This is a genomic window from Pseudophaeobacter sp. 1A16562 (assembly GCF_041008785.1).
Lineage (GTDB): Bacteria > Pseudomonadota > Alphaproteobacteria > Rhodobacterales > Rhodobacteraceae > Phycobacter > Phycobacter gallaeciensis_A.
This window is the reverse complement of record NZ_JAXGFT010000007.1, coordinates 139,118-160,152: the sequence shown is the minus strand read 5'-3', so window position 1 is coordinate 160,152 and position 21,035 is coordinate 139,118. Positions and strand designations below refer to the sequence as shown.

The window sequence follows — 21,035 nt, the reverse complement described above, 5'->3', positions numbered from 1 at the left end:
CCCTCACATAGTGCCTTAGGCAGCGGATGTCATCAAAGGATCACAATTGAATTCGGCAAAGCTTTATTTGTCGCGCCCGGTTACTGCCCGGATAAAAGGCGAAGTCTGGGGCGACATCCTTGGCAAACCGCAGCATCCTGTGGTCGTAAGCCGGGGTAACACAGGCGCTTTAGGCCGCCAGAGCTGGGGAAAAAATATCGTCGAAGGGCGCGGGAAAGCGTGCGTCTTCGCTGCCCATGCCGGTCAGGGCCAGGGCGCGGCCGTCTTCGCTGGCCAGAACCTGACGCACTTCGCTGAGCGACAGCTCGCAGAAGGCGCCGTCAAGGCCACCGTCACCAGCCAGAACCAGCATGCCGCTTTCGGCCCAGAGCAGTTCTTCTTCGTCGCAGGTGATGTGAATGCGGCCGATGCTTTCCGGCGCTGCGGCCTTGATGCCTTTGTGACCCGACAGGGAGATCAGCTTGGCCGTGATGAGCGGCACACCGAACAGGCGCTCAGCCGCGTCCAGTTCCAGTGCAACGGTCAGATCGGCGGGCAGAAGAAGGTCGGTGTCATTGCCAAGGGCGCCAGCGGGCACATGCATCAGGGTGGTGAGGCGCGGCACCGCATGGCTCACGTCTTTCACTTCCTGCGCGCCGCCATCATAGGTGTAGATCATGTCGCCGGGCTTGACGTCGCGGGCCTGTACAAAGCCACGGTCGGTTTCAACCAGTGTCGAGGGCAGGAAACCGCCGCTGCGGCTCTGCGCCGGGGTGTACTGCAGGGGGGCGCTCTGGAACATCGGAAAATCCAACAGCATGTCCACCGGCTGGTAGTCAGCGAAAGAGTTGAAATGATCCAGAAACATGTCGTGTCCCTTCTGAGTGATAGTGGCTTTCTGCCTGTCGTTGATCCTATGTGGCCCCCGAATTGGGCCGAAAATGGGGCAAGGGTGCGGCCAATTTAGAATTTGAACGATTTTCTGGGGACAAAACGGCGATTTTGGCTGGGATTGTTAACGATTTACCCGTGTAGAGACAGGTTTTGTTAACTTTTGACCCTTGTCAGCGGGTGAAATTCAAAAACGTGACTGGGGCGTGATTCCAGGCGCCCTGTTCAGACGCGAATCGACGCGCAAACCGTGCAACGGCGCGGAGTGAGGGCACAATTTGCGCGGGGTTGGGGGGTTATGATTTTGATATGAAAGCAAAAAGGACGCCCATAGGGCGCCCTTTCGAAACTGTTCACAGTGCTGCGATGGCCGCGTGTCAGCCTTCGCAAGCGCCGATCAGGGCCTCATACTGCTGAGTGACCCAGCCAAGCGCCTGCTCGGGATTGCGCGCTTCGATCTTACCGATCATGCGTTCGAACACCACGGCAGAGCGGCTTTCGTCAACAATGGTAAAGCTTTGACCGGTCATCACCACATTGTAGAGGAAGAAGGCGATGGCCACCAAAAGGATGCCGCGCAGCACCCCGAAGAAGAAGCCAGCCCCCTGATCCAGCCCGCCAAGCGCCGAGCGTTGTACCAGCGAGGCAAAGAGCGGAGTAAAGAAGGCGGCGACAATCAGCGCCAGGGCAAAGACCGCGGCAAAGGCTGCGATGATCGAGAGTTCACAACTGTCGGCGATGAATTCACCCAGCACCGGGATTTCCGCCATCAGGGGTTCGACCTGCGGCGCAAACATGAAGGCCAGCACGCCCGCGGCAACCCAGCCGGCGATTGCCATCGCTTCACGTACCAAGCCGCGTGAATAGGCAAGCAATGCCGATACAATGATGACCAGGGCCACGACCCCGTCGATAATGGTGAAACCTTCCATGTCCCTCGCCCGTTAGCCCGCAGTAAAATTCTTTCGGCGACTTTAGCCGGCCCCGAAGAATTCGCCAACAAAACCGGTTAGATCACTGACCTTGCGCTGGGAAAGGCCTTTCACGGATACGGATTTGCCGCCGCCGGGGGCAATGGCTGAGGTGAAACCAAGTTTTTGCGCCTCTTTCAACCGGTTTTCGGTCTGAGGCGCCGGTCTGAGGGCACCAGATAGTGAGATTTCTCCGAATATTGCGGTATCGGCGGGAAGTGGCGTATCCTCGCGGGCGCTTAGCAATGCTGCTGCCACCGCCAGATCGGCAGCAGGCTCTGAGATTTTCATGCCGCCTGCGACGTTCAGATAGACATCAAGCCCGGCAAAGGGAATGCCGCAGCGCGCCTCCAGAACCGCAAGGATCATCGCAAGGCGCGATGAGTCCCAGCCCACCACGGCGCGACGCGGCTGCGAATGCGGCGATGGGGCGACAAGGGCCTGCAGTTCCACCAGAACCGGCCTGGTGCCTTCGATACCGGCAAAGACGACTGAGCCCGGCGAGGGCTGACCGCGTTCGGAGAGGAACAGCGCCGAGGGGTTGATCACCTCCGAAAGACCGGCGCCGGTCATCTCAAAGACGCCGATCTCATCCGCGGGGCCAAAGCGGTTCTTCACCGCGCGCAGGATGCGGAACTGGTGGCCGCGCTCACCTTCGAAATAGAGGACCGTGTCGACCATATGTTCGACAACGCGGGGACCGGCGATTTGGCCTTCCTTGGTGACGTGGCCGACCATGATGATCGAGATGCCGTTGGATTTGGCAAAGGTCGTCAGCTCATGCGCGGCGGCGCGGACCTGGCTGACCGAACCCGGCGCGCTGTCGACGTGGTCGGCCCACATTGTCTGAATGGAATCGATGATGGCGAGCTGCGGACGTTCAGCCTCCAGCGTGGTCAGGATATCGCGCAGGTTGGTTTCGGCGGCGAGCTTTACCGGTGCCTGTGCAAGGCCAAGCCGCTGCGCGCGCATGCGTACTTGGGCGCTGGCTTCCTCGCCGCTGACATAGACGGTTTTGACGCCTGCCTCGGCAAAACGCGCAGCGGCCTGAAGCAGCAGGGTCGACTTGCCGATGCCGGGATCGCCGCCGACCAGAATGGCCGAGGCCGCGACCAGCCCGCCGCCCAGCACCCGGTCGAGTTCGCCAACGCCGGAATGGCTGCGTGGTGGCGGGGTTTCCTCGGTCGCGAGATCGGTGAGCGGGATGGTCCTGCCGCGCCGCATCCCGAGGGATTTCTTGGCCGGGCCGCCGGAAGAGAGGCCCTTGTCCTCGGTGATGGTGTTCCATTCGCCGCAGCCTTCGCAGCGGCCGGACCATTTGGAGAAGCTGGCGCCACAGGCCGAGCAGGAGAAGGAAGATGATTTTGCCATGCGGCTGTTCTGCCTCATGTTCAGGGTTTGTTCAAGCCTGGAAGGCGGTGCTCCCGCCCGTCGCGCGATCCCCTTTGGGGATCCGCTCCGGTTGGGCCGGGCACCGCGGCAGCGGTGCCGTTGGGTAAGGGGGCGCCGCTGTCGCGGCGCGGAAGATTTGCTGGGGAAGCGCTTCAGGGGCAGGTCTGCCCTGAAGGCGCGATTTCGAGTGTGTGAGTGATCAGATCCGCGTCAACGATCTGCGACCTTGCTGCGCAAGGCGGCGCGGGGCGCCGTCATTGACCCGGATCTGATCGGAGGTGGCGTTCGGTGAGGAGGCCGAGTGCGATGGAGGCGAGGATGCAGGCGGAGAACATGTAGAGGCCCCAGCCGGTCTCTATCGTGACATAGCCGATGCCTTTGGCAATGGTGATATAGAGCGCGATGAGGAAGATATCGGCCATCGCGAGCTTCCCCAGGACATGCAGCACCGGCTGGGCGCGGGGATCGAGCAGGTGCCATTGCACCAGCGCAAGGCCGATGGTCTTGAGGTAGGGCGCGAAGATGGCAAAGAAGGTCACCAGCAGCGCCAGTATCACGTCGCTGCCCCAGAGGGATTGCAGGCCGGTGATGACACTGATTTCGGATAGGCCAAACATCGGCAAGAGGCCCGCGCGCATCAGAGGCGCAAACCAGGCGATGGGGTAGAGGATCAAGAGCGAGAGGGTGGTAAGGCGCAGGATCATGTGGGTCCGGTTCGATGGCTTTGCCTAGATGTGTGCCCTTTGCCGCCGATTTGGAAGGGGAAAGGTGTTGAGCGTTCCCCGGCCGGGGCACCTGTGGCCCGGCCAGCGCCCGACCCTCCCCACGGGAGGACGCTTATTGCGCCCACCCAAGGGCAGGCGCTGGCCTTGATTGGAGAGAATATCTTTCGGCGGGGATGTTCAGCGCACGGCCTCGATCGGACCCTCCGCGCGGCCGTGGATAAACTGGTCGAGGTAGGGATCGCCACTGTCATCCATTTGGCCCACCGGGCCGGTCCACTTGATTACCCCGTCGTGCAGCATGGCGATATTGTCGGCAATCGCGCGCACCGACGTCATGTCGTGGGTGATGGTCATGGCGGTGGCGCCCATTTCGACCACGATTTCGCGGATCAGATCGTTGATAACGCCTGCCATGATCGGATCAAGGCCGGTAGTGGGCTCGTCAAAGAAGATGATTTCCGGCTCGGCGGCGATGGCGCGGGCGAGGCCGACGCGTTTCTGCATGCCGCCCGAGAGTTCGGCCGGCAGGCGGTCGGCGACATCGGGTTTGAGGCCGACGCGGCGCAGTTTCTCGATGGCGATTTCGCGAGCTTCCTCGGCAGGGCGTTTCAGCGCGCCGCGCATCAGGCGGAAGGCGACGTTCTGCCAGACGGGCAGGGAGTCAAACAGCGCACCACCCTGAAACAGCATGCCAAAGCGGGCGAGGAAGGCATCGCGGTCGCCTGCATCCGCCGGTTTGCCATCGACCAGGATGCTGCCGCTGTCGGGTTTGATAAGGCCGAGAACGCATTTCAGCGCCACCGATTTGCCGGTGCCGGAGCCGCCGATGATCACCATTGAGGTGCCTTTGGGAACCTCCAGCGTCATACCGCGCAGAACCTGGTTGGAGCCGAAAGCCTTGTGGACGTTGTCGAGCTTGATCATACCGAGAAGAAGACCCCCGTCAGCAGGAAGTTGGCGGCCAGGATCAGGATGGCTGCGGCCTCGACCGATCCTTTGGTGGCGCTGCCGACGCCTTGGGCGCCGCGGCCCGATTGCATGCCGTAGTAGCAGCCCATCAGCGCCGCGATGGTGCCGAAGGCCGCGCCTTTGACCAGCGAAGAGACGATGTCGAGCGTTTCAAGGAAATCCACGGTGTTCTTGAGGTAAGCCGCCGCGTTGAAATCGAGATTGTGCACCGCCACCGCATAGCCACCGGCGATGCCGATGATATCGCCGATACCGACCAGCAGCGGCACCGTCAGGAAGGCAGCCAGCACGCGGGGGGCGACAAGATATTGCATCGGGTTGGTTGACAGCGTCACCAGCGCGTCGATCTGCTCGGTCACCTTCATGGTGGCGATCTCCGCCGCGATGGAGGAGGTGACGCGGGCGGCGATCATCAGGCCGACCAGAACCGGGCCAAGTTCGCGCACCATGCCGATGGCAACGATCTGGGGCACCACGGCCTCGGCGTTGAAGCGCGCGCCGCCGGCGTAGATCTGCAGCGCCAGCGCGCCGCCGGTAAAAATCGCGGTGAGTCCCACCACCGGCAGCGACAGCCAGCCGATATGCAAAAGCGCCTGCAGCGTTTCCTTGCCGTAGAACGGCGGGCGGATCATGTGGCTGAGCGTGGAGAGCCCAAAAAGCGCGACCCGGCCGACAACTGCAAGCATGTGCAGAACCAGCCGACCGATACGGGCAAGAAGGGCGAGCGGGCTCATCCTTGGTAGGTCCGTGCGTAGCGCGCGCCAAGAGAGGTCAGGATCTCATACCCGATGGTACCGGCTGCATCGGCCAGCGTGTCGACGGTCTGCTGCTCGTTCAGAAGGGTCAGAACGGCGGGATCCTCGGACAGATCGGTGACGTCGATTGTGATCAGATCCATGGAAATGCGGCCCACAACGGGGCAGGGCGTGGCTCCGGCATAGGCCTTGATGTCGCCATCGGTCATCCGGCGCAGCAGTCCATCTGCATAGCCCGCCGCGACGGTTGCGATGCGGCATTGGCGCGGCGCGGTCCAGGTGTTGCCATATCCGACGGTCTCACCGGGCATCAGGTCGCGGATCTGGATGACCGGCAGGTCCAGTTGTACCACGGGCAGGGCATCGCCAAATGGGCGACCACCGTAAAGACCGATACCGGGGCGGCAGAGATCGAAATGGTAATCACGGCCCAGCAGCATGCCGCCGGTGGCCGAGAGGGACCGGGGCACTTCGATACCGTCGGTCATCTCCTGGAAGGCTTTCAATTGCTGCGGGTTCATTGGGTGGTCCGGCTCATCCGCGCAGGCAAGGTGCGACATCAGCAGCACCGGGTTCTGTCCCAGTGCGATATCGCGCACGGCGGCCCATTCGCCGGGCTCCATGCCCAGCCGGTTCATGCCGCTGTCCAGCTGCACACCAAAGGGGTGGCCGGGCAGCGCCTCGAAATGGCGCAGCATCTGATCAAGCGAATTCAGCATCGGCGTCAGTTGGAAGTCGCGCAGGAGTTTTGCATCGCCCTCCATATGACCGGAAAAGACCGAGATCCCCGGACCGGGGCCCAGGGCGCGGCGCAGGGCGACGCCTTCCTCGGCGATGGCCACAAAGAAATTGCGCGCTCCGGCCTTGGCCAGAGCGGTGGCGACGCGGCCGGAATCGAGGCCGTATCCGTTTGCCTTGACCACTGCGGCGGTCTCGCAGTTGGTCTTGGTGTTCAGGTTCCGCCAGTTTGTCACCAGCGCATCCAGATTGATTGTCAGTCTTGCCGTGCTCATGCCCCGTTCATGACATGCGCGCCGCAGGGGTCAAGTGGAATTCGCCCTGCTTTGGCCTAGGCGCGGCCTCCTTGGCGTGCTCCCGCCTGTGGCAGGGCATTCAGGCGGTCAGTCGCGGTCTTTTGCCGCTGTCGGCATGGAGGCGTTGGAGTGCCAGAAAATCCGCACACAGGTGGCAAGCCCTTGCTCGTTCAGATCGGCAACCAGGGTGCCGTCCAGCTCCATCCGGGGCAGGGGATCGCCGGGCTGGCGGTCGGGCAGGCCGGTGCCAGTGGATTTTGCCCAGATCTGGAACAATTCCTCGCTGGCGACCTGATAGGTGACGTTCCAGTGGCCGATGCCCCCGGTGGGCGTTTCGGCCAGAACCGAGGGCGTTAGGCATATATCCAGTTGCAGCTTGATCCGATCCCAGTAACGGGCCAGTGCGTCGGGGCCGGTCTGCACCTGAAAGGGCGTGTTCCAATATTGCCCGTCGGGGGTGAATAACGCAGCAAAGCCATCGGAATCCTGCGCCTCCCAGACCCGTTTGTAGGCCTGCATGAAATCATGGATGCGCATTGGATGTCCTCTGGCTGAGCTGTTTTGGGAAAGCCTGCTTTATTCGTAGCCGTCCGGCTGCTGCTGCCAGGATTTGGCGAGGTTGCCAAAGCGGGTGAACTGCGCCTCAAACGACAATTCGACCGTGCCGATGGGGCCGTGACGCTGTTTGCCGACGATCACTTCGGCCTTGGCATGCAGGCGCTCCATCGCCTGTTTCCACTCTTCCATCTTGTCCAGCTCGTGATCGCCGGGTTTTTCCCGTTCCTTGTAGTATTCCTCGCGGAACACGAACATCACCACGTCGGCATCCTGTTCGATCGAGCCGGATTCCCGAAGGTCCGACAGTTGCGGGCGTTTATCGTCCCGGCTTTCGACCTGACGAGAGAGCTGCGACAGGGCCACCACCGGAATGTTCAGCTCTTTCGCGATGGCCTTCATCCCCATCGAGATTTCGGCGATTTCGTTCACCCGATTGTCCGACATGCCGCGGCAAAGCTGCAGATAGTCGATCACCAGAAGGTCCAGCCCGTGGGTCCGCTTCAGGCGGCGGGCGCGGGCGGCTAGCTGCGAAATTGGTAGGGCGGGCGTGTCGTCGATAAAGAGCGGGCAGCTTTCCAGATCCTTGGCGGCCTGCACGAAGCGGCGGAATTCGCCTTCGGTCATGTCACCCTGACGGATCTTGTGGCTGGAAATCTCGGATGCTTCGGCAAGGATACGCCCCGCCAGCTGTTCGGCGCTCATCTCGAGTGAGAAGAAGCCGACCACGCCGCCATCCACGGCGCCTTCGGTGCCATCGGGTTTCACCCCGCGTTTATAGGCCTTGGCGACGTTGAAGGCGATGTTGGTCGCGAGCGAGGTTTTACCCATCGAGGGGCGGCCTGCAAGGATCAGAAGGTCCGACGGGTGCAACCCGCCCAGCTGTTTGTCGAGATCATCAAGACCGGTGGAAATCCCGGCCATGCCGCCGCCACGCTGATAGGCCTCGTTGGTGACGTTGACCGCCTCGGTCACCGCTTTCAGGAAGGACTTGAAACCGCTTTCGGTCTGGCCCTGCTCGGCCAGCTGATAGAGCGATTGTTCCGCTTCGACGATCTGTTCTTTCGGCTCCGAGGAGACATCCACCCGGCGCGCCTTGTCAGAGATCGACTGCCCCAGCGCGATCAGCTCGCGCCGGATTGCCAGATCATAGATCATCTGAGCATAGTCGCGCACCGCATAGGCCGAGATTGAGGCCCCGGCCAGTTTTGCCAGATAGGCCGGGCCGCCCAGCTCCTTCAGCCCTTCATCATCTTCCATGAAGGCCTTCAGCGTCACCGGAGAGGCCAGCGCGTTCTTGGAGATCCGCGCCGCGGCGATTTCATAGATGCGGGTGTGGACCGGGTCGTAGAAATGGGTGGAATTGATGATCGACGCCACGCGGTCGTAGACGTCGTTGTTGGTCAGGATTGCCCCCAGAAGCTGCTGTTCGGCTTCGACCGAATGGGGCAGCTCGTTTGCCTCCATGCCGCTGGCCTGCTGCGGGGCATCAGGTTCGGGCATGGGCGCGGGGGGCTGGTCGCCATCAAATGGGGTCAATTCGTTCATCACGGCTCTCTTCATTCGGTCCGGATAGATAGGTCAATTCGCTGGCCCAAAGCCATCTGGAAATCCCTGTGGACATCCTGTGGATAGCTGTCCGTCCCTGGGGAGCGTTTAAGGCGTCCGCAGGGGGAGGCGCAATATCGGGTAGCATGGCACGGTTGCGCGCCCAAATAAAGTATCCAGCACGCGAGGTTTGTTCTTTCGAACTGGCGTGCTGGATCAGGGCTTAAACGGCAGGCCGGGCCTGCCTGCACGTTTTAGGCGGATTTATGCGCATCCTGCCAGGCACGCGGGTCCTTGAGGAACTTCGCCACCTCATCCAGCGTTTCGGTACTGAAGGCTTCTTGCGCGCGGGCCTCGGCCAGAACATCCCACCAAGTGCAGAGGTAGTGCAGCTCGACCCCGTGATCACCCAGCGTCTTGGTCGTCTCAGGAAAGATGTCGTAGTAGAAGATCACCGCCGTGTGGCCACAGGTGGCGCCGGTTTCGCGGATCGCATCGACAAAGGACAGTTTCGAGCCGCCATCGGTGGTCAGATCCTCGACCAGCAGCACCCGCTCGCCTTCGCTCATCGCGCCTTCGATGCGGGCATTGCGGCCATAACCTTTGGGCTTTTTGCGCACATAGGTCATCGGCAGCGCCATGCGCTCGGCCACCAGCGCAGCAAAGGGAATGCCGGCCGTCTCACCACCCGCGATATTGTCGAAGGCTTCAAAGCCTGCGTTGCGCATCACGGTGACGGTCATGAAATCCATCAGCGTGGAGCGGATCCGCGGGAAGGAGATCAGCTTGCGGCAATCGATATAGCTGGGCGAGGGCAGGCCGGAAGCCAGCGTGTAGGGCGTTTCGGTGTTGAAGTTCACCGCACCGATTTCCAGCAGCATCCGGGCAGAGAGGCGGGCGATTTCTTCGGCAGAGGGGTAGGAGGAGGGGATCATGTGGCAGCTCCGCAAATTGAATGTCTTTCCCCATGCGCAGCCGCAATGCCACGCAGGTTTTCGCGCCCGCCATTGGGGACGGGTCGGGCGCGAACCGGATCGCATGCGGTCCGGGGAATTTTGGCAAGGATCCGCCTCGGGCTCACGCCTGAACCGTCCAATGCACCGGGAAGCCGGGATCGAAGACCGTCACTGGGCCTTCGCCGCTTTCGATCTTTTCCGGGAAGGCGGTGGGGGCGTCCTGTTTGACCAGGGTGATGGTGCTGTCGTTTTCCGGCAGGCGGTAGAAAGCCGGGCCGTTTTTCGAGGCAAAGCCTTCCAGCTTGTCCAGCGCGCCATCCTCTTCGAACACATGGGCGAGCAGCGCCATGGTGTTGGTGGCGGTGAAACAGCCGGCACAGCCGCAGGCGCTTTCCTTGTTGGGGTCGGTATGGGGGGCCGAATCCGTGCCGAGGAAGAACCGAGCATCGCCCGAGGTCGCCGCCGCACGCAGGGCCAGACGGTGTTCTTCGCGCTTGGCCACCGGCAGGCAGTAATAATGCGGTTTGATGCCACCAACCAGGATGTGGTTGCGGTTGATGATCAAGTGATGGGTGGTGATGGTCGCGCCAAGGTCCGCCGCGTTGGCCTTCACATAGTCCACACCGTTGGCGGTGGTGATATGCTCCATCACGACGCGCAGGCCGGGGGTGGCGCGGCGTACCGGATCCAGCACCCGGTCGATGAACACGGCTTCGCGGTCGAAGATGTCGATGTCGCTGTCGGTCACCTCGCCATGCACACAAAGCGGCAAGCCGATTTCGGCCATTTTCTCCAGCACCGGACGCACCTTGTCGAAATCGCGCACGCCCGAAGCCGAATTGGTGGTGGCCCCAGCGGGGTAGAGTTTCACCGCCTTGATCAACCCGCTGGCATGGGCCGCGGCCATATCGCCGGGATCTGTGTCCTCGGTCAGATAGAGCGTCATCAGCGGCTCAAAGGACATGTCGCCCGGTAGCGCGGCCAGGATGCGATCGCGATAAGCGGCGGCCTGCGCCCCGGTTACCACCGGCGGCACCAGATTGGGCATGATGATGGCGCGGCCGAAATGGCGCGCGGTTTCCGGCAGCACGGCCTGCAGCATGGCGCCGTCGCGCAGGTGCAGATGCCAGTCATCGGGGCGGGTGAGGGTCAGCGTCTGGAGCGTGGTCTGTGTCATGGCGCCGCGTTAGCACAGGCACGCAGAAAGGGGAAGAAAGAAGCCCGCCACAGGACGATCTGTCACCGGTGCCGAGTGCTGGGCATAACTATTCTATCAGACGGCGAGGGGCGCGTTGGGATCAGCGTTCCGGCGGCAGGGTGAAATCACCCTCGGCGGCGCGTTTGCGCAGGTTCTGCAAGCGTTGCCGGAACCGCGGCGCGCGCAGGCGCGCAGTCACGTTGCGGCACAGCAGGGTCATCAGGTAGGGCCGGTCGCGTTTGTCGAGGTGTCCCATGACGTTGCGCAGATAGGCGGTGTTGTTGCGCCGCGCGCGCAGAACGCGTGATAAAGCCAGATCTGTCAGCTTGCCCGAACCAGCCATCGACAGGATCTGATAGAGCACATCCATCTCGATCAACCGCGTCTGCACCGCCTCGCCAAAGTCCGGCAGACGGCGGCGGGTGACATTGCTGCGGGCAAACAGGGCTGCGTGCATGGCATCCAGATGTTCGCGCGGATCATACAGGACAAAGGCATGATCTGCGGCGTCCAGCATATCGGGCGCATAGCCATAGCGGTCGGTGAAAGAGGTGCGGCGCATCTCGATGAAGCGTTCATCCCATTCGGTCATGCGCGGATCCAGCGTCGCCTGCGGCTGGATGGCCACCACGGTTGCGCCGGGGGCCGCTACCGAAAAGGCGCTGGCCGCATAGCCGCAGGGGCCGGCGCCATAGAAGACGACATTGTCGAATTCCTCGAAGAACCCGTCGTCGATCAGCTGGTCGATGAAGCCAAAGACCTGTTCGTCGCGGAACCAGGTGTCGCCATCCGAAATCATGCACAGATGCGACCAGCCAAGGTTGCGGACCAGATCAAAGCCCAAGGGTTGCGCCAGTTCGGACAGGCTCTGGATGCCCTGGATGGTTTCAAAGCTCACAAGGAGCGTGTTGCCCTGATCGATGAAGGCGGCGCAGTGGCGCGCGCCCAGAGGCTGGAACATACCCAGTTCCTCGCTGAGCACAGCAAGCCGCTCTTTCCACTGGGCCGGTTTCAGCCCGGAAAGATCTGTCTCAAGCGCGTCTGAACCGTCCTGCATGCCCATGATCCTCTGCCTCCGGACCTTTGACGGACCGGTAGTTGGGTCTGAAGCTAGGGGCGGAATGCGGCAAAATTGAGAAAAACTCATGCCAGTTTTCCGGCTCTGCGCGAGTCAGTCCGTGCCGCTCTCTTTGGGCGTCTCGGTCTCTGCGTTGGCGCGGTCTGCCGATTGCTCCGGGGGCGCTTGTGGTGCGGGGGCGCTGAGTGCCTGTTCGGCCCGGCGTCCCAATGTTGCGAACCCGGCCAGGGTGCGCGCGGTGACGGCGTTGATCGGGCGCGAGGGCGGGGTCATCAATAGCCGGGCAAAGAGGGCGCGAAACGGTTCCTGCAACATCAGCTCGCGGAACCGGGCGTGTCGCCAGGCCACGGCTTTTTCGTGCAGGCGGGCGAGTTTGCCATCTTCCAGCAGCAGCGCCTGAATGGCGGCGCGCGCCTCGCTGTAGCGGGCAATGGAGGTATCTTCATCAGTGTTGAAGTTGCGTTCGACCCAGTAGTCCACATCGAGCATATGATCCGAATGCACCGCGCGGCCTCGGTCTGCCTTCAGGACAAAGCTTTCCATCGCGCCAAGCGCATAGTGGTTCAGCTGAGCCAGCCGGTGGTTGGGCTGGCCGTAGTCGGAAAACAGGCGTCGGGTCTTGAACTGCGGCCCCAGTTCGCGCCCTTCGCAATCGAACCAGCGGAACTGCTCAAGCGCACTGTCGTCCTCTACCCCGCGCGGGCGGTGCACCCCGGTTTTGCGATAGGTGCCGTCGTTGCGATAAAGCGTCTTGAACATCGCCGCGCGCCAGGGCCAGTGGATCACCTCGGGGGCGCAGCGGGTGAACTGCTCCGTCACCGGCGTGTCCTCATAGCGCAGGGTGTCGCCACTACCGAACAGCCGCCATGTCAGGGTGATGGCGTCGGCCTCGGGCAGCGCTTCCAAGAGGTCGCCCAACTGACCACGGCCCGCGTGGATATTGACGAATTCGTCGATATCCAGCGCCATGATCCAGTCGGCTTTTTTCACCAGCCGGTGCCGGTCCGCCAGCTTCAGGGCGCTGAACTGGATGCCACCCTTGCCGTAGGGGCCGTCGTTGCGCACATGGGTCAGGTGGCCAAGGTCATCGAGCCGGTCCAGCATCCTGTCGGTGCCGTCCTGGCAGTCGTTTGAAAAGACAAGGAAATCGGTGAACCCCACGGCGCGGTGATGGGCCAGCCATTCCAGCAGAAAGGCACCTTCGTTTCGCAGGGTCAGGATGGCCAGATACCGCATGGTCCTACCAGTCGGACCGGAACACGGCGACCTTGCCATGCGACCAGCGCGGGAAGAATACCAGACCGGCGGCATCAAGGCATTGAAAGACCTTGCGGATGCCTGCCTTGCCGATCCATTGCGGATGGGTTTCGATCAGCACCGCACGCAGCGAGGACAGGTCCATCTTGGGCAACAGCTCTGCCTCGGCGCCCTCGATATCGCAGATCAGCACGCTGGGCTTCAGCTCTGCCATCACCCGGTTCATGTCGCGCATCGGCACTTCGACCTGCTGAACGTCAGGGCCATCCTCGGCCATTGGTGTCAGGGAAGAGGCAAGGAAGTTGGGCCGCACATAAAAGGGCGCGGTGCCGTCGCTGTCGCTGAGCACTGCATGGGTCACCTTGGCGTTCTGGACGCCATTGAGAGCATGCACCCGGTGGATATAGGGCAAGAGCTGCGGGTTTGCCTCGAACGAATGCACGGATTGCGCCGGGGTCTGGGTGGCGACCAGCGTCGACATGAAACCGATGCCGCCGCCGAGTTCCATCACCACATCCCCGGCGCGGATCAGCTTTCTGGCGGCCACGGCCTCCTTTGCCTCATAGGCGCCGGTGCGCAGCAGTTTGCGCACGCGCGGTGGCAGCACCGCCTTGTCCAGCGGGAACTTCATATCCAGACAGGTCAGAACCGGGTCGGTGGCTGCGGCGGTCATGTCTTCAGCTCTCCATATCCAGCGCAAGCGCATATGCAACGCGTTCGGTTGCGGTCAGTTTTACGTCCAGTGCCTGCCGGTAAAGGGTTTCGAATTCCTCCATCCCATGCAGTTCCTCGGCCTTGGCGCGATGCCAGTCGAGGCCTTTTTCGTGCCACTGGCGCAGGGTCGTATCCTCCATTAGCCTATCATATTCGGCGCGCAGGCGCGGAAGATTGCGCTGGATGGTGACGTCCGTGTGGTCGTTCCAGTCCATGCGGATCCAGTAGTTGAGGCCGATGGAGCGGTCCACATGCAGGGCACGTCCGCGCTGGCGTTTTACCAGAAAACTTTCGGCCGAGCGCAGCGCGTAGTGGTTGAGCTGCAGCAGATCGTAACCGATGGAGCGGCGCGAGTTGCGCCATCCGTTGTCGAGTACATCCTGCGTCATGTCGCGGCCCGATCCGTTGACCCAGCGGACCTGATCGCGGAACCCGTCCTGCAGCTTGTTGGGGCGGTGGCAGCTGATCTTCTGGTAGGCGCCGGTGTTTTTGAACATCGTTTTGAAACCCCAGACCGTGTGCGGCTTGGGGCAGTATTTCGGCGCGCAGGCATCAAACTGGCCGATGACAAATTCGTCCGACAGCCGTGTCACATCGTTATGGCCAAACAGGCGCCAGGTCATCGCCACATTGGTGGCATCCGGCACCCGGTCAAAGAAATCCTGCAGGGTGCCGTTGCCACAGCGCACGTTGATGAATTCATCAACGTCGATATGGACGATCCAATCGGCCTGGGTGATCACCGGTTCCTGCAGCGATTGGTTCAGTGCGTGTTGCTGCGGAGACTTGCCGCGCCAGTCGTCGTTGTTGCGGTGCTGCAGGATGCCCTTCTCCTGCAACCGGTCGAGGATCTCGGTGGTGCCGTCTTCGCAGCCATTGGTGTAGATCAGGAAGTTGTCCACACCGATGGCGCGATGAAAGGCGATCCATTCCAGGATATAAGGCGCCTCGTTCTTCATGCAGCCGACGATCACATTGCCGCTGCTGCCCGCAGGCAGGGCGCGGCGTGGCACCTCCGCATAGGGGGCGGCACGCGCGGTTTCATCCAGCGCGCCGATATTGTCATGCGGCCGGAAGGGCGAGGTTTGCAGCATTTCGAAGTTTTTCAACGCCAGCGGGGTCATCACCTTGCGGGCCTGCGCGGTGGGTTCCGTGGTGGCTGGGTCCGGCTTGGCCTCTTCCGCTGGTCGGGAGGCGCGGGTTGCGGCCTCAATCTGCGGCATGAAGCGCAGCAGATATTGCGAGGCGCGAAAGCCCATTTCCGGGTCCGCCTCTTGCCACTTTGTGCCGGAATGGTCTTGGGCACCGGGTTGGGTGGCGAAGCTGGCTGCAGACAATCCGGGGTGCTGCTCGGCAAGGGCCTGATTTGCGGCGGCAAACCGGTTTGAGATACGGGCCAGCTGCGCCGGGTCCATCGGCGCGCCGTCGATCTGCAGCTCATTCAGGAAACCGCGCCACATTTTCGGCGGTACGATCCTGCCCTGATGCAGGGTGATATGTTGCAGCAGCGTATTGAGCTGCCGCGCCCGCGTCAGCCAGGGCGCGGCAGGCATCGCGGTCTGTGTCGCATCGCCGCAGCGTCCGATCTGCTGCGCAATGCCAAATGCGGCGCGGATCTCTTTGGTGGCCTCCGGCCCGTAGAACAGGGCCTCGTCGTAAGAGCGGAAGCTCATGGACGCGGCGCCGAAAACATTCTCCCAATGCTGATGCAGGGCCTGATAATCGAGCCAGAAGGGCGCGCCTTCGGTCTCTTCAAACTGGTTTTCCTGCGGTCTGATCTGCGGCTGGTGCGCGAGGCAGGCTTGCCACCAGTCCGGTTGATCGGCCAGCGCCAGTTCGCGTTCCAGCGGGGTAGCCCGTCCGTTCAGTACCTGCGCGCCATAGCTGCGCGCCAGCAGGGGGGCGGGATCATCCAGATGCGCCACGAGGCTGATGTCGCCGGATAGCGGGGTCAGCATATCCTTCAGCCGCATCAGCTCGCTGCGCCGGTGCAGCCTGCTGCCCAGTTGCGAGGCCGAGAGGATCAGAATGTCCGGCTGCGCCTCATTGACCTCACGGATCAGATCGGCGCTCAGCTTGTCGCGCAACAGCGCCTGCCGCTCGGGATCGGCAAGGCCGCGGGCATGGCGCAGCGGGTCCACGTGATCGGGGTCGGTCACCGCCATGAACAGGCGTGTGTGATTGCTGCCGCCGGGAGAGGTGGGAAACAACACGCCCTTGCTGCGCAGCTGGTCCCGCTTGTGGGCCAGAACCTTTTGTAGCCGCTCGGCGCCTGTATGCTCGAGCCCGATATGAAGAACGATGCGCATGGTCAGGAACGTGCCTTCCGGTTGACGTTGGCCTGGCCCCACCAGGGCAGATCGCGCCCAAGGAACGCGCCCACCCGCGCTTGCGCACCGGCATCGGCGACGTTGATCTCAAGGTAATCGGGGTCCTCGCGGAACCAGTGTTTCAGCGCCTCGTAATGACCATCGATCCAGATCATCTGCTGTTCCGGCGTCTTGCCGTATCCGATGGGCAGGCCAGGCACCGTGCTGGCGGGCAGCCGAGCGGTGCCAAGGTTGTTCCAGGCCATGATCGATTTCGAATGACTGGCCGCATCGCGCCGGGTGGCGATGAATTTGAGCCCCGGGTTGAGATCCTTCAGCACTTTCAGCAGGGCAAAATCGAATTGCGGCCAGACCGAGAATTTGCCGTGGATAAAGCTCACCTCCGACAGCGCATCAAAACCATCCAGATAGGCCATGGGATCGCCGCGCTCATATAGTCCTTTGTAAAGGAGGCTGCCGACGAAAATCCGCCGCTTGCCGGGTTTGTCTTCCTCGCGGTCGCGCAGGCGGTGATCGGCCACGGAATAACCCGCCTGCGACAGCGCCTTGCCCAGCGTGGTGGTGCCCGACTTCGGCAGGCCGAGGTTGATGACCTTGAGGCTCATTGCGCCGCCTCTTTGGTCCAGAGGTCAAGATCGCGCAGCAGCGCCTCTTCCTGTGGGGGCAGGGTTGGGGCGGCGCGCAGCTGATCGCGCATCGCCTGATAGTTGGGCTGGGCCAGCAGCTTATCACGTCTGTGACGATGCAGGCGCACTGCCGCCTCGTGCAGGGCGGCGATCTCGGGGTCGGATTTCAGATCGGCAAGCGCCGCCTCCATCGCCGGGAGATGACGTTGGATCGACAGGTCCTCATAGGCGGGGTCATTGCGTTCGCGCCAATAGGTATCGTCAAAGGCGCGATTTTCCCGGTTCACATCGCCGCGGTCATTCTTCACCAGATAGCTGTCGAGCGAACGCAGCGCGTAGTGGTTCAGCGTCGCAAGGCTGCGGGCGCCTTTGGCCGGGAGTTTGCGGATATGATCGCGGTTTGCAGCCATCAGGAACCGGAAGGGCACCCGGCGGCCGCCGCCATCGGTCCAGACGGGGCGCTTGTCCTTGGCCAAAGCCTTGCGGAAGAACGGGCGATGCGCGCCATAGTATTGCAGCGGAAAATCGCGCCGCACCAGCGTCTTGACCTCGATTGAACCCTCGGCGCAGCAGATATCCGGGTTGTGCGAGCGGGTGAACTGGGCGATCACCGGCGCGTCCTCAAAGGCCTCGACCCCGTCGTTGGCAAAGAACTGGAAACTGAGCGAAATCGCCTGGGGATTGCCACAGGCCGCGATCAGATCGGGGATTGTGTGGTCTCCTGCATGGATATTCAGGAACTCATCCACATCGGCCACCCAGACCCAGTCGGCATCCGCCACGATGGGCTGCTGGCGCGCGTGTTTCAGCGCCTCCATCTGGTAATTGCGCCCCTCGGCCGGGTTGGGCAGATGCTGCACCAGCCCCCGCGCCGCCAGCGCATCCAGCAGGTCATCGGTGCCATCGCTGCAATCGTTGGAATAGAACAGGAAATCCGTGACCCCGATCAGCCGGTTATAGGCGATCCATTCGAGCAGGAAGGGGCCTTCGTTCTTGACGCAGGTGACGGCGTTGATGCGCATCATGCATCCCCTTTGGCGTCCCGGCGCGAAGTGCCGGGCTGTGTTGATCCGTGGCGCATCATTCGATCTGTTGCCTTGCCGCCTGCATCTTGCCTCTCGTTACCGCACATCGTCGTCACACATGGATCGGGTGCAGCCGGGGCTATCGTCATTGCCAAAATCCATGGCAGGGCGGGCGCCCTGCGTCAATCATTGCAGGGTGTATAGCCATTAACCCTTGTCGAAGTGTTGCCCAACAAACGAAATCAACAATCCGAAAACGGGGGCAGACCAGCCTTGACCGCGCGCTGGGCGCATGGCCTCTTGGTGCGACCAAGCGGGGAGGCAAGGCATGACAGAGGCGCAATCCATCGATCAGGTGCAACAGATGTTGGGCGAGCAGGGGTATGTCTGCGGCCGGGCGCTTGCTACCGTGGTCTTCCTGTCGCTGCGTCTGGGCCGCCCCTTGTTCCTGGAAGGTGAGGCCGGCGTCGGCAAGACCGAGATCGCCAAGGCGCTGTCGGCGGCGCTGGGCCGGCGCCTGATCCGGCTGCAATGCTACGAGGGGCTTGATGCCTCCAGCGCGGTTTATGAATGGAATTTTGCCGCGCAGATGGTGGCGATCCGCACCGCCGAGGCTGCCGGAGGCACTGACCGCGCGGCGCTGCAGAGCGAGCTGTTCTCTGATGAGTTTCTGATCGAACGGCCACTCTTGGAAGCCATGCGCCCCGATGAGAATGGCGCGCCCGTTCTGCTGATCGACGAACTGGACCGCACCGATGAGCCTTTCGAGGCGTTCCTTCTCGAGGCGCTCAGCGATTTTCAGGTGACCATTCCGGAACTTGGCACCATCAAGGCGCCCGAGCCGCCCATCGTGATCCTGACCTCCAACCGCACGCGTGAGGTGCATGACGCGCTAAAACGGCGCTGCCTGTATCACTGGGTCGATTACCCCGATTTCACCCGCGAGGTCGAAATCCTGCGGGCCCGCGCGCCGGAAGCCTCTGAAAAACTCAGCCGCGAAGTGGTCGCCTTTGTCCAGGCGCTGCGGACCGAGGATCTGTTCAAGAAACCCGGCGTGGCCGAAACCATCGACTGGGCCAATTGCCTGCTTGCGCTCGACGTGATCGACCTCTCCCCCGAGGTGATCGCCGATACATTGGGCGCGATCCTGAAATACCAGGACGACATCGCGCAATTGCAGGGCTCCGAAGCGAAACGCATCCTCGACAAGGCCAAGCAGACACTGGAGGAGGCCTGATGCACTATGCTGGTGCGCCCCTTGTCAGCAAAGCAACGGCAACGTCTGGCCGGGCGTGCTTATCACTCGCGGTCGTGGTGGTACTGACGACCCATCTGGAAATTGACACCAGCAGTCTGGAGTTCTTGGGGATTTCCTTTTCTGAGAGCCAGTTGTCTTCGGGAACCTTCTGGGTGCAGCTCATTTTGATCTTCTCTCTGACACTGAATTGGATTGGGGATCTGATTTCTTTGGCCAAGTGGAACTCGTCCATGACCAGCAAGGGAGTAGCAACACTTTTTGGCGGAGGTGGAACGATGAAAGGGCGTCTTGAATTCGTGATAGAGCACCTTGAGCGCGCGATTGATCCTGAAAATGAAATAGAAAAAGGAAATCTCTCCTACGTGAAAAGGCAGCTAGAAGAAATTAACTGTAGCCTTTGGTGGCATGAGAAATATGCCATTCTCTACGTGGTGGGTCTACATTTTCTACTTCCCGTCTCAATTTCACTCTGGGCTATTTGCGAACTGATCTGATGGTTGAACTGCCTGAGCTTTCCCTGCCGGACGATCCGAAACTCGTCCAGAACATCACCCATTTCGCCCGCGCTCTGCGCAAGGCGGGGCTGCCCATCGGGCCGGGCCGGGTGGTGGACGCGGTTGAGGCGGTAGCGGCAGCGGGTTTTACCAGTCGGCAGGATTTCTACTGGGCGCTGCACGCCTGTTTCGTGACCCGCCCCGAACACAGGGCGGTGTTTGCGCAGATCTTTCGTCTTTATTGGCGCGATCCGCGGTTTCTGGAGCATATGATGGCGGCGATGCTGCCTGCGGTGCGCGGCGTGCAGGAAGAGCGCGCCGCCAAACCCGGTGAAAAACGCGCCGCCGAGGCGCTGCTGGATGGCGCCAACGATCAGATCGATGTGCCAGAGGGGCAAGAGGACGAGGGCACCGAGTTCGAGATCGACGCGACGCTGACCATGTCCTCGGAGGAGCGCCTGCGGTCCTTGGATTTCGAGCAGATGAGCACCGAGGAAGTCGCCCGCGCCAAACGCATCCTTGCGCAGATGCGCCTGCCGGTGCAGCCGATCCAGTCGCGCCGCCTGATGGCCGCTCCGCATGGGCAGCGTGCCGACTGGCGGCGCACCCTGCGCGATGCGGCCCGCCGGGGTGGCGATCTGCAGGAGATCGCCCGCGCGAAACGGCGCATCCGCTGGCCCAATCTGGTGGTGATCTGCGATATCTCCGGCTCCATGAGCCAGTACAGCCGCATCGTGCTGCATTTTCTGCATTCGGTCGCCAATCAAAAGGGCGCGGGCTGGGCCAAGGTGCATGGTTTTACCTTTGGCACGCGGCTCACCAATATCACCCGACATCTGGCCACGCGCGATGTGGACGCGGCCTTGGCCGCAGCGGGCGCCGAGGCGCAGGACTGGGAGGGCGGCACCCGGATCGGATCCTGCCTGCATGAATTCAACCGCGACTGGTCGCGCCGGGTGATGGGGCAGGGGGCGGTGGTGCTGCTGATCACTGACGGGCTGGACCGGGACGACCCGGACCAACTGGCCAGGGAGATGCAGCGCCTGCACCTGTCATCGCGGCGGCTGATCTGGCTGAACCCGCTCTTGCGCTGGGAAGGCTTCGCCCCCAAAGCACAAGGTATCCGCGCCATGCTGCCCCATGTGGACAGTTTTCGGGCTGGCCACTCCATTGCCTCGCTCGAAGATTTGGCGCAGGTGATTTCCCGCCCCGAGGATCAGGGCGAAAAGGCGCGGTTGATGGCGCTTCTCTGACGAATTCTAAAAGTCGAATGTAATTGA

20 protein-coding genes are annotated in these 21,035 nt (G+C 62.1%); 3 read left to right on the top strand and 17 right to left on the bottom strand.

What is annotated here, in order from left to right:
* Positions 1–169 precede the first annotated feature (169 nt).
* The 17 genes from SM764_RS11870 to SM764_RS11790 all read right to left on the bottom strand — a co-directional run bounded on the left by SM764_RS11870 (position 170) and on the right by SM764_RS11790 (position 18,000).
* The gene (locus SM764_RS11870; protein ID WP_065273167.1) at positions 170–847 is read right to left on the bottom strand and encodes a Hint domain-containing protein; all 678 of its coding nucleotides are present in this window, start codon (positions 845–847) and stop codon (positions 170–172) included.
* 400 nt (positions 848–1,247) lie between these two features.
* Positions 1,248–1,802 carry a CvpA family protein gene (locus SM764_RS11865; protein ID WP_065273168.1) on the bottom strand — a complete coding sequence of 185 codons (555 nt, stop codon included), beginning with the start codon at positions 1,800–1,802 and terminating at the stop codon, positions 1,248–1,250.
* A 42-nt stretch (positions 1,803–1,844) separates the two neighbouring features.
* Positions 1,845–3,212 carry a DNA repair protein RadA gene (gene radA / locus SM764_RS11860; RefSeq protein ID WP_065273169.1) on the bottom strand — a complete coding sequence of 456 codons (1,368 nt, stop codon included), beginning with the start codon at positions 3,210–3,212 and terminating at the stop codon, positions 1,845–1,847.
* Between the two features lie 275 nt (positions 3,213–3,487).
* Positions 3,488–3,937, bottom strand: coding sequence for a paraquat-inducible protein A (locus SM764_RS11855; protein ID WP_368947460.1), 450 nt, complete (start codon positions 3,935–3,937; stop codon positions 3,488–3,490).
* 198 nt (positions 3,938–4,135) lie between these two features.
* Positions 4,136–4,882, bottom strand: coding sequence for an ABC transporter ATP-binding protein (locus SM764_RS11850; RefSeq protein WP_369001867.1), 747 nt, complete (start codon positions 4,880–4,882; stop codon positions 4,136–4,138).
* Positions 4,879–5,661, bottom strand: coding sequence for an MlaE family ABC transporter permease (locus tag SM764_RS11845; RefSeq protein ID WP_065273172.1), 783 nt, complete (start codon positions 5,659–5,661; stop codon positions 4,879–4,881). The genes SM764_RS11850 and SM764_RS11845 overlap by 4 nt, the downstream gene beginning before the upstream one ends.
* The gene (gene alr / locus SM764_RS11840; RefSeq protein WP_065273173.1) at positions 5,658–6,695 is read right to left on the bottom strand and encodes an alanine racemase; all 1,038 of its coding nucleotides are present in this window, start codon (positions 6,693–6,695) and stop codon (positions 5,658–5,660) included. Before alr ends, SM764_RS11845 begins: the two co-directional genes overlap by 4 nt.
* Positions 6,696–6,803: 108 nt before the next feature.
* Positions 6,804–7,253, bottom strand: coding sequence for a YybH family protein (locus SM764_RS11835; RefSeq protein ID WP_369001866.1), 450 nt, complete (start codon positions 7,251–7,253; stop codon positions 6,804–6,806).
* A gap of 39 nt (positions 7,254–7,292) precedes the next feature.
* Positions 7,293–8,819: a replicative DNA helicase gene (locus SM764_RS11830; RefSeq protein ID WP_065273175.1), complete on the bottom strand. Its 1,527-nt coding sequence runs from the start codon at positions 8,817–8,819 to the stop codon at positions 7,293–7,295.
* Between the two features lie 254 nt (positions 8,820–9,073).
* The gene (locus tag SM764_RS11825; RefSeq protein WP_369001865.1) at positions 9,074–9,754 is read right to left on the bottom strand and encodes an orotate phosphoribosyltransferase; all 681 of its coding nucleotides are present in this window, start codon (positions 9,752–9,754) and stop codon (positions 9,074–9,076) included.
* Between the two features lie 142 nt (positions 9,755–9,896).
* Positions 9,897–10,952, bottom strand: a complete 1,056-nt coding sequence (gene pyrC / locus SM764_RS11820) for a dihydroorotase (protein ID WP_368947457.1) — start codon at positions 10,950–10,952, stop codon at positions 9,897–9,899.
* Positions 10,953–11,073: 121 nt separating this feature from the next.
* Positions 11,074–12,030, bottom strand: coding sequence for a phosphoadenosine phosphosulfate reductase (locus tag SM764_RS11815; protein WP_274831868.1), 957 nt, complete (start codon positions 12,028–12,030; stop codon positions 11,074–11,076).
* A gap of 114 nt (positions 12,031–12,144) precedes the next feature.
* Positions 12,145–13,287, bottom strand: coding sequence for a glycosyltransferase family 2 protein (locus SM764_RS11810; protein ID WP_368947456.1), 1,143 nt, complete (start codon positions 13,285–13,287; stop codon positions 12,145–12,147).
* Between the two features lie 4 nt (positions 13,288–13,291).
* Complete coding sequence (locus SM764_RS11805) at positions 13,292–13,981, bottom strand: FkbM family methyltransferase (protein ID WP_368947455.1); 690 nt, start codon at positions 13,979–13,981, stop codon at positions 13,292–13,294.
* A 4-nt stretch (positions 13,982–13,985) separates the two neighbouring features.
* Complete coding sequence (locus tag SM764_RS11800; protein WP_369001864.1) at positions 13,986–16,331, bottom strand: glycosyltransferase family 2 protein; 2,346 nt, start codon at positions 16,329–16,331, stop codon at positions 13,986–13,988.
* A gap of 2 nt (positions 16,332–16,333) precedes the next feature.
* Positions 16,334–16,957, bottom strand: coding sequence for a sulfotransferase (locus SM764_RS11795; protein ID WP_369001863.1), 624 nt, complete (start codon positions 16,955–16,957; stop codon positions 16,334–16,336).
* A complete protein-coding gene (locus tag SM764_RS11790; RefSeq protein ID WP_369001905.1) occupies positions 16,954–18,000 on the bottom strand; it encodes a glycosyltransferase family 2 protein in 1,047 nt (348 codons plus the stop codon). The genes SM764_RS11795 and SM764_RS11790 overlap by 4 nt, the downstream gene beginning before the upstream one ends.
* A gap of 331 nt (positions 18,001–18,331) precedes the next feature.
* On the opposite strand from SM764_RS11790, the gene SM764_RS11785 reads away from it, so the two are divergent.
* Genes SM764_RS11785 through SM764_RS11775 form a run of 3 tightly spaced genes read left to right on the top strand, consistent with a single transcriptional unit; the run spans position 18,332 to position 21,008 of the window.
* Positions 18,332–19,240 carry an AAA family ATPase gene (locus tag SM764_RS11785; RefSeq protein ID WP_369001862.1) on the top strand — a complete coding sequence of 303 codons (909 nt, stop codon included), beginning with the start codon at positions 18,332–18,334 and terminating at the stop codon, positions 19,238–19,240.
* The gene (locus SM764_RS11780; RefSeq protein WP_274831874.1) at positions 19,240–19,755 is read left to right on the top strand and encodes a hypothetical protein; all 516 of its coding nucleotides are present in this window, start codon (positions 19,240–19,242) and stop codon (positions 19,753–19,755) included. Before SM764_RS11785 ends, SM764_RS11780 begins: the two co-directional genes overlap by 1 nt.
* Positions 19,755–21,008 carry a vWA domain-containing protein gene (locus SM764_RS11775; protein WP_369001861.1) on the top strand — a complete coding sequence of 418 codons (1,254 nt, stop codon included), beginning with the start codon at positions 19,755–19,757 and terminating at the stop codon, positions 21,006–21,008. Before SM764_RS11780 ends, SM764_RS11775 begins: the two co-directional genes overlap by 1 nt.
* The last annotated feature ends 27 nt before the right edge of the window (positions 21,009–21,035 follow it).

What these genes read in the sequence shown, in the direction of transcription:
- SM764_RS11825 (WP_369001865.1), bottom strand. Translation starts at nt 9,754, where the DNA reads ATGATCCCCTCCTCCTACCCCTCTGCCGAAGAAATCGCCCGCCTCTCT.
- SM764_RS11815 (WP_274831868.1), bottom strand. Translation starts at nt 12,030, where the DNA reads ATGCAGGACGGTTCAGACGCGCTTGAGACAGATCTTTCCGGGCTGAAA.
- SM764_RS11805 (WP_368947455.1), bottom strand. Translation starts at nt 13,981, where the DNA reads ATGACCGCCGCAGCCACCGACCCGGTTCTGACCTGTCTGGATATGAAG.
- SM764_RS11790 (WP_369001905.1), bottom strand. Translation starts at nt 18,000, where the DNA reads ATGCGCATCAACGCCGTCACCTGCGTCAAGAACGAAGGCCCCTTCCTG.
- pyrC (WP_368947457.1), bottom strand. Translation starts at nt 10,952, where the DNA reads ATGACACAGACCACGCTCCAGACGCTGACCCTCACCCGCCCCGATGAC.
- SM764_RS11830 (WP_065273175.1), bottom strand. Translation starts at nt 8,819, where the DNA reads ATGAACGAATTGACCCCATTTGATGGCGACCAGCCCCCCGCGCCCATG.
- SM764_RS11775 (WP_369001861.1), top strand. Translation starts at nt 19,755, where the DNA reads ATGGTTGAACTGCCTGAGCTTTCCCTGCCGGACGATCCGAAACTCGTC.
- SM764_RS11780 (WP_274831874.1), top strand. Translation starts at nt 19,240, where the DNA reads ATGCACTATGCTGGTGCGCCCCTTGTCAGCAAAGCAACGGCAACGTCT.
- SM764_RS11810 (WP_368947456.1), bottom strand. Translation starts at nt 13,287, where the DNA reads ATGCGGTATCTGGCCATCCTGACCCTGCGAAACGAAGGTGCCTTTCTG.
- SM764_RS11795 (WP_369001863.1), bottom strand. Translation starts at nt 16,957, where the DNA reads ATGAGCCTCAAGGTCATCAACCTCGGCCTGCCGAAGTCGGGCACCACC.
- radA (WP_065273169.1), bottom strand. Translation starts at nt 3,212, where the DNA reads ATGGCAAAATCATCTTCCTTCTCCTGCTCGGCCTGTGGCGCCAGCTTC.
- alr (WP_065273173.1), bottom strand. Translation starts at nt 6,695, where the DNA reads ATGAGCACGGCAAGACTGACAATCAATCTGGATGCGCTGGTGACAAAC.
- SM764_RS11800 (WP_369001864.1), bottom strand. Translation starts at nt 16,331, where the DNA reads ATGCGCATCGTTCTTCATATCGGGCTCGAGCATACAGGCGCCGAGCGG.
- SM764_RS11870 (WP_065273167.1), bottom strand. Translation starts at nt 847, where the DNA reads ATGTTTCTGGATCATTTCAACTCTTTCGCTGACTACCAGCCGGTGGAC.
- SM764_RS11785 (WP_369001862.1), top strand. Translation starts at nt 18,332, where the DNA reads ATGACAGAGGCGCAATCCATCGATCAGGTGCAACAGATGTTGGGCGAG.
- SM764_RS11845 (WP_065273172.1), bottom strand. Translation starts at nt 5,661, where the DNA reads ATGAGCCCGCTCGCCCTTCTTGCCCGTATCGGTCGGCTGGTTCTGCAC.
- SM764_RS11865 (WP_065273168.1), bottom strand. Translation starts at nt 1,802, where the DNA reads ATGGAAGGTTTCACCATTATCGACGGGGTCGTGGCCCTGGTCATCATT.
- SM764_RS11850 (WP_369001867.1), bottom strand. Translation starts at nt 4,882, where the DNA reads ATGATCAAGCTCGACAACGTCCACAAGGCTTTCGGCTCCAACCAGGTT.
- SM764_RS11835 (WP_369001866.1), bottom strand. Translation starts at nt 7,253, where the DNA reads ATGCGCATCCATGATTTCATGCAGGCCTACAAACGGGTCTGGGAGGCG.
- SM764_RS11855 (WP_368947460.1), bottom strand. Translation starts at nt 3,937, where the DNA reads ATGATCCTGCGCCTTACCACCCTCTCGCTCTTGATCCTCTACCCCATC.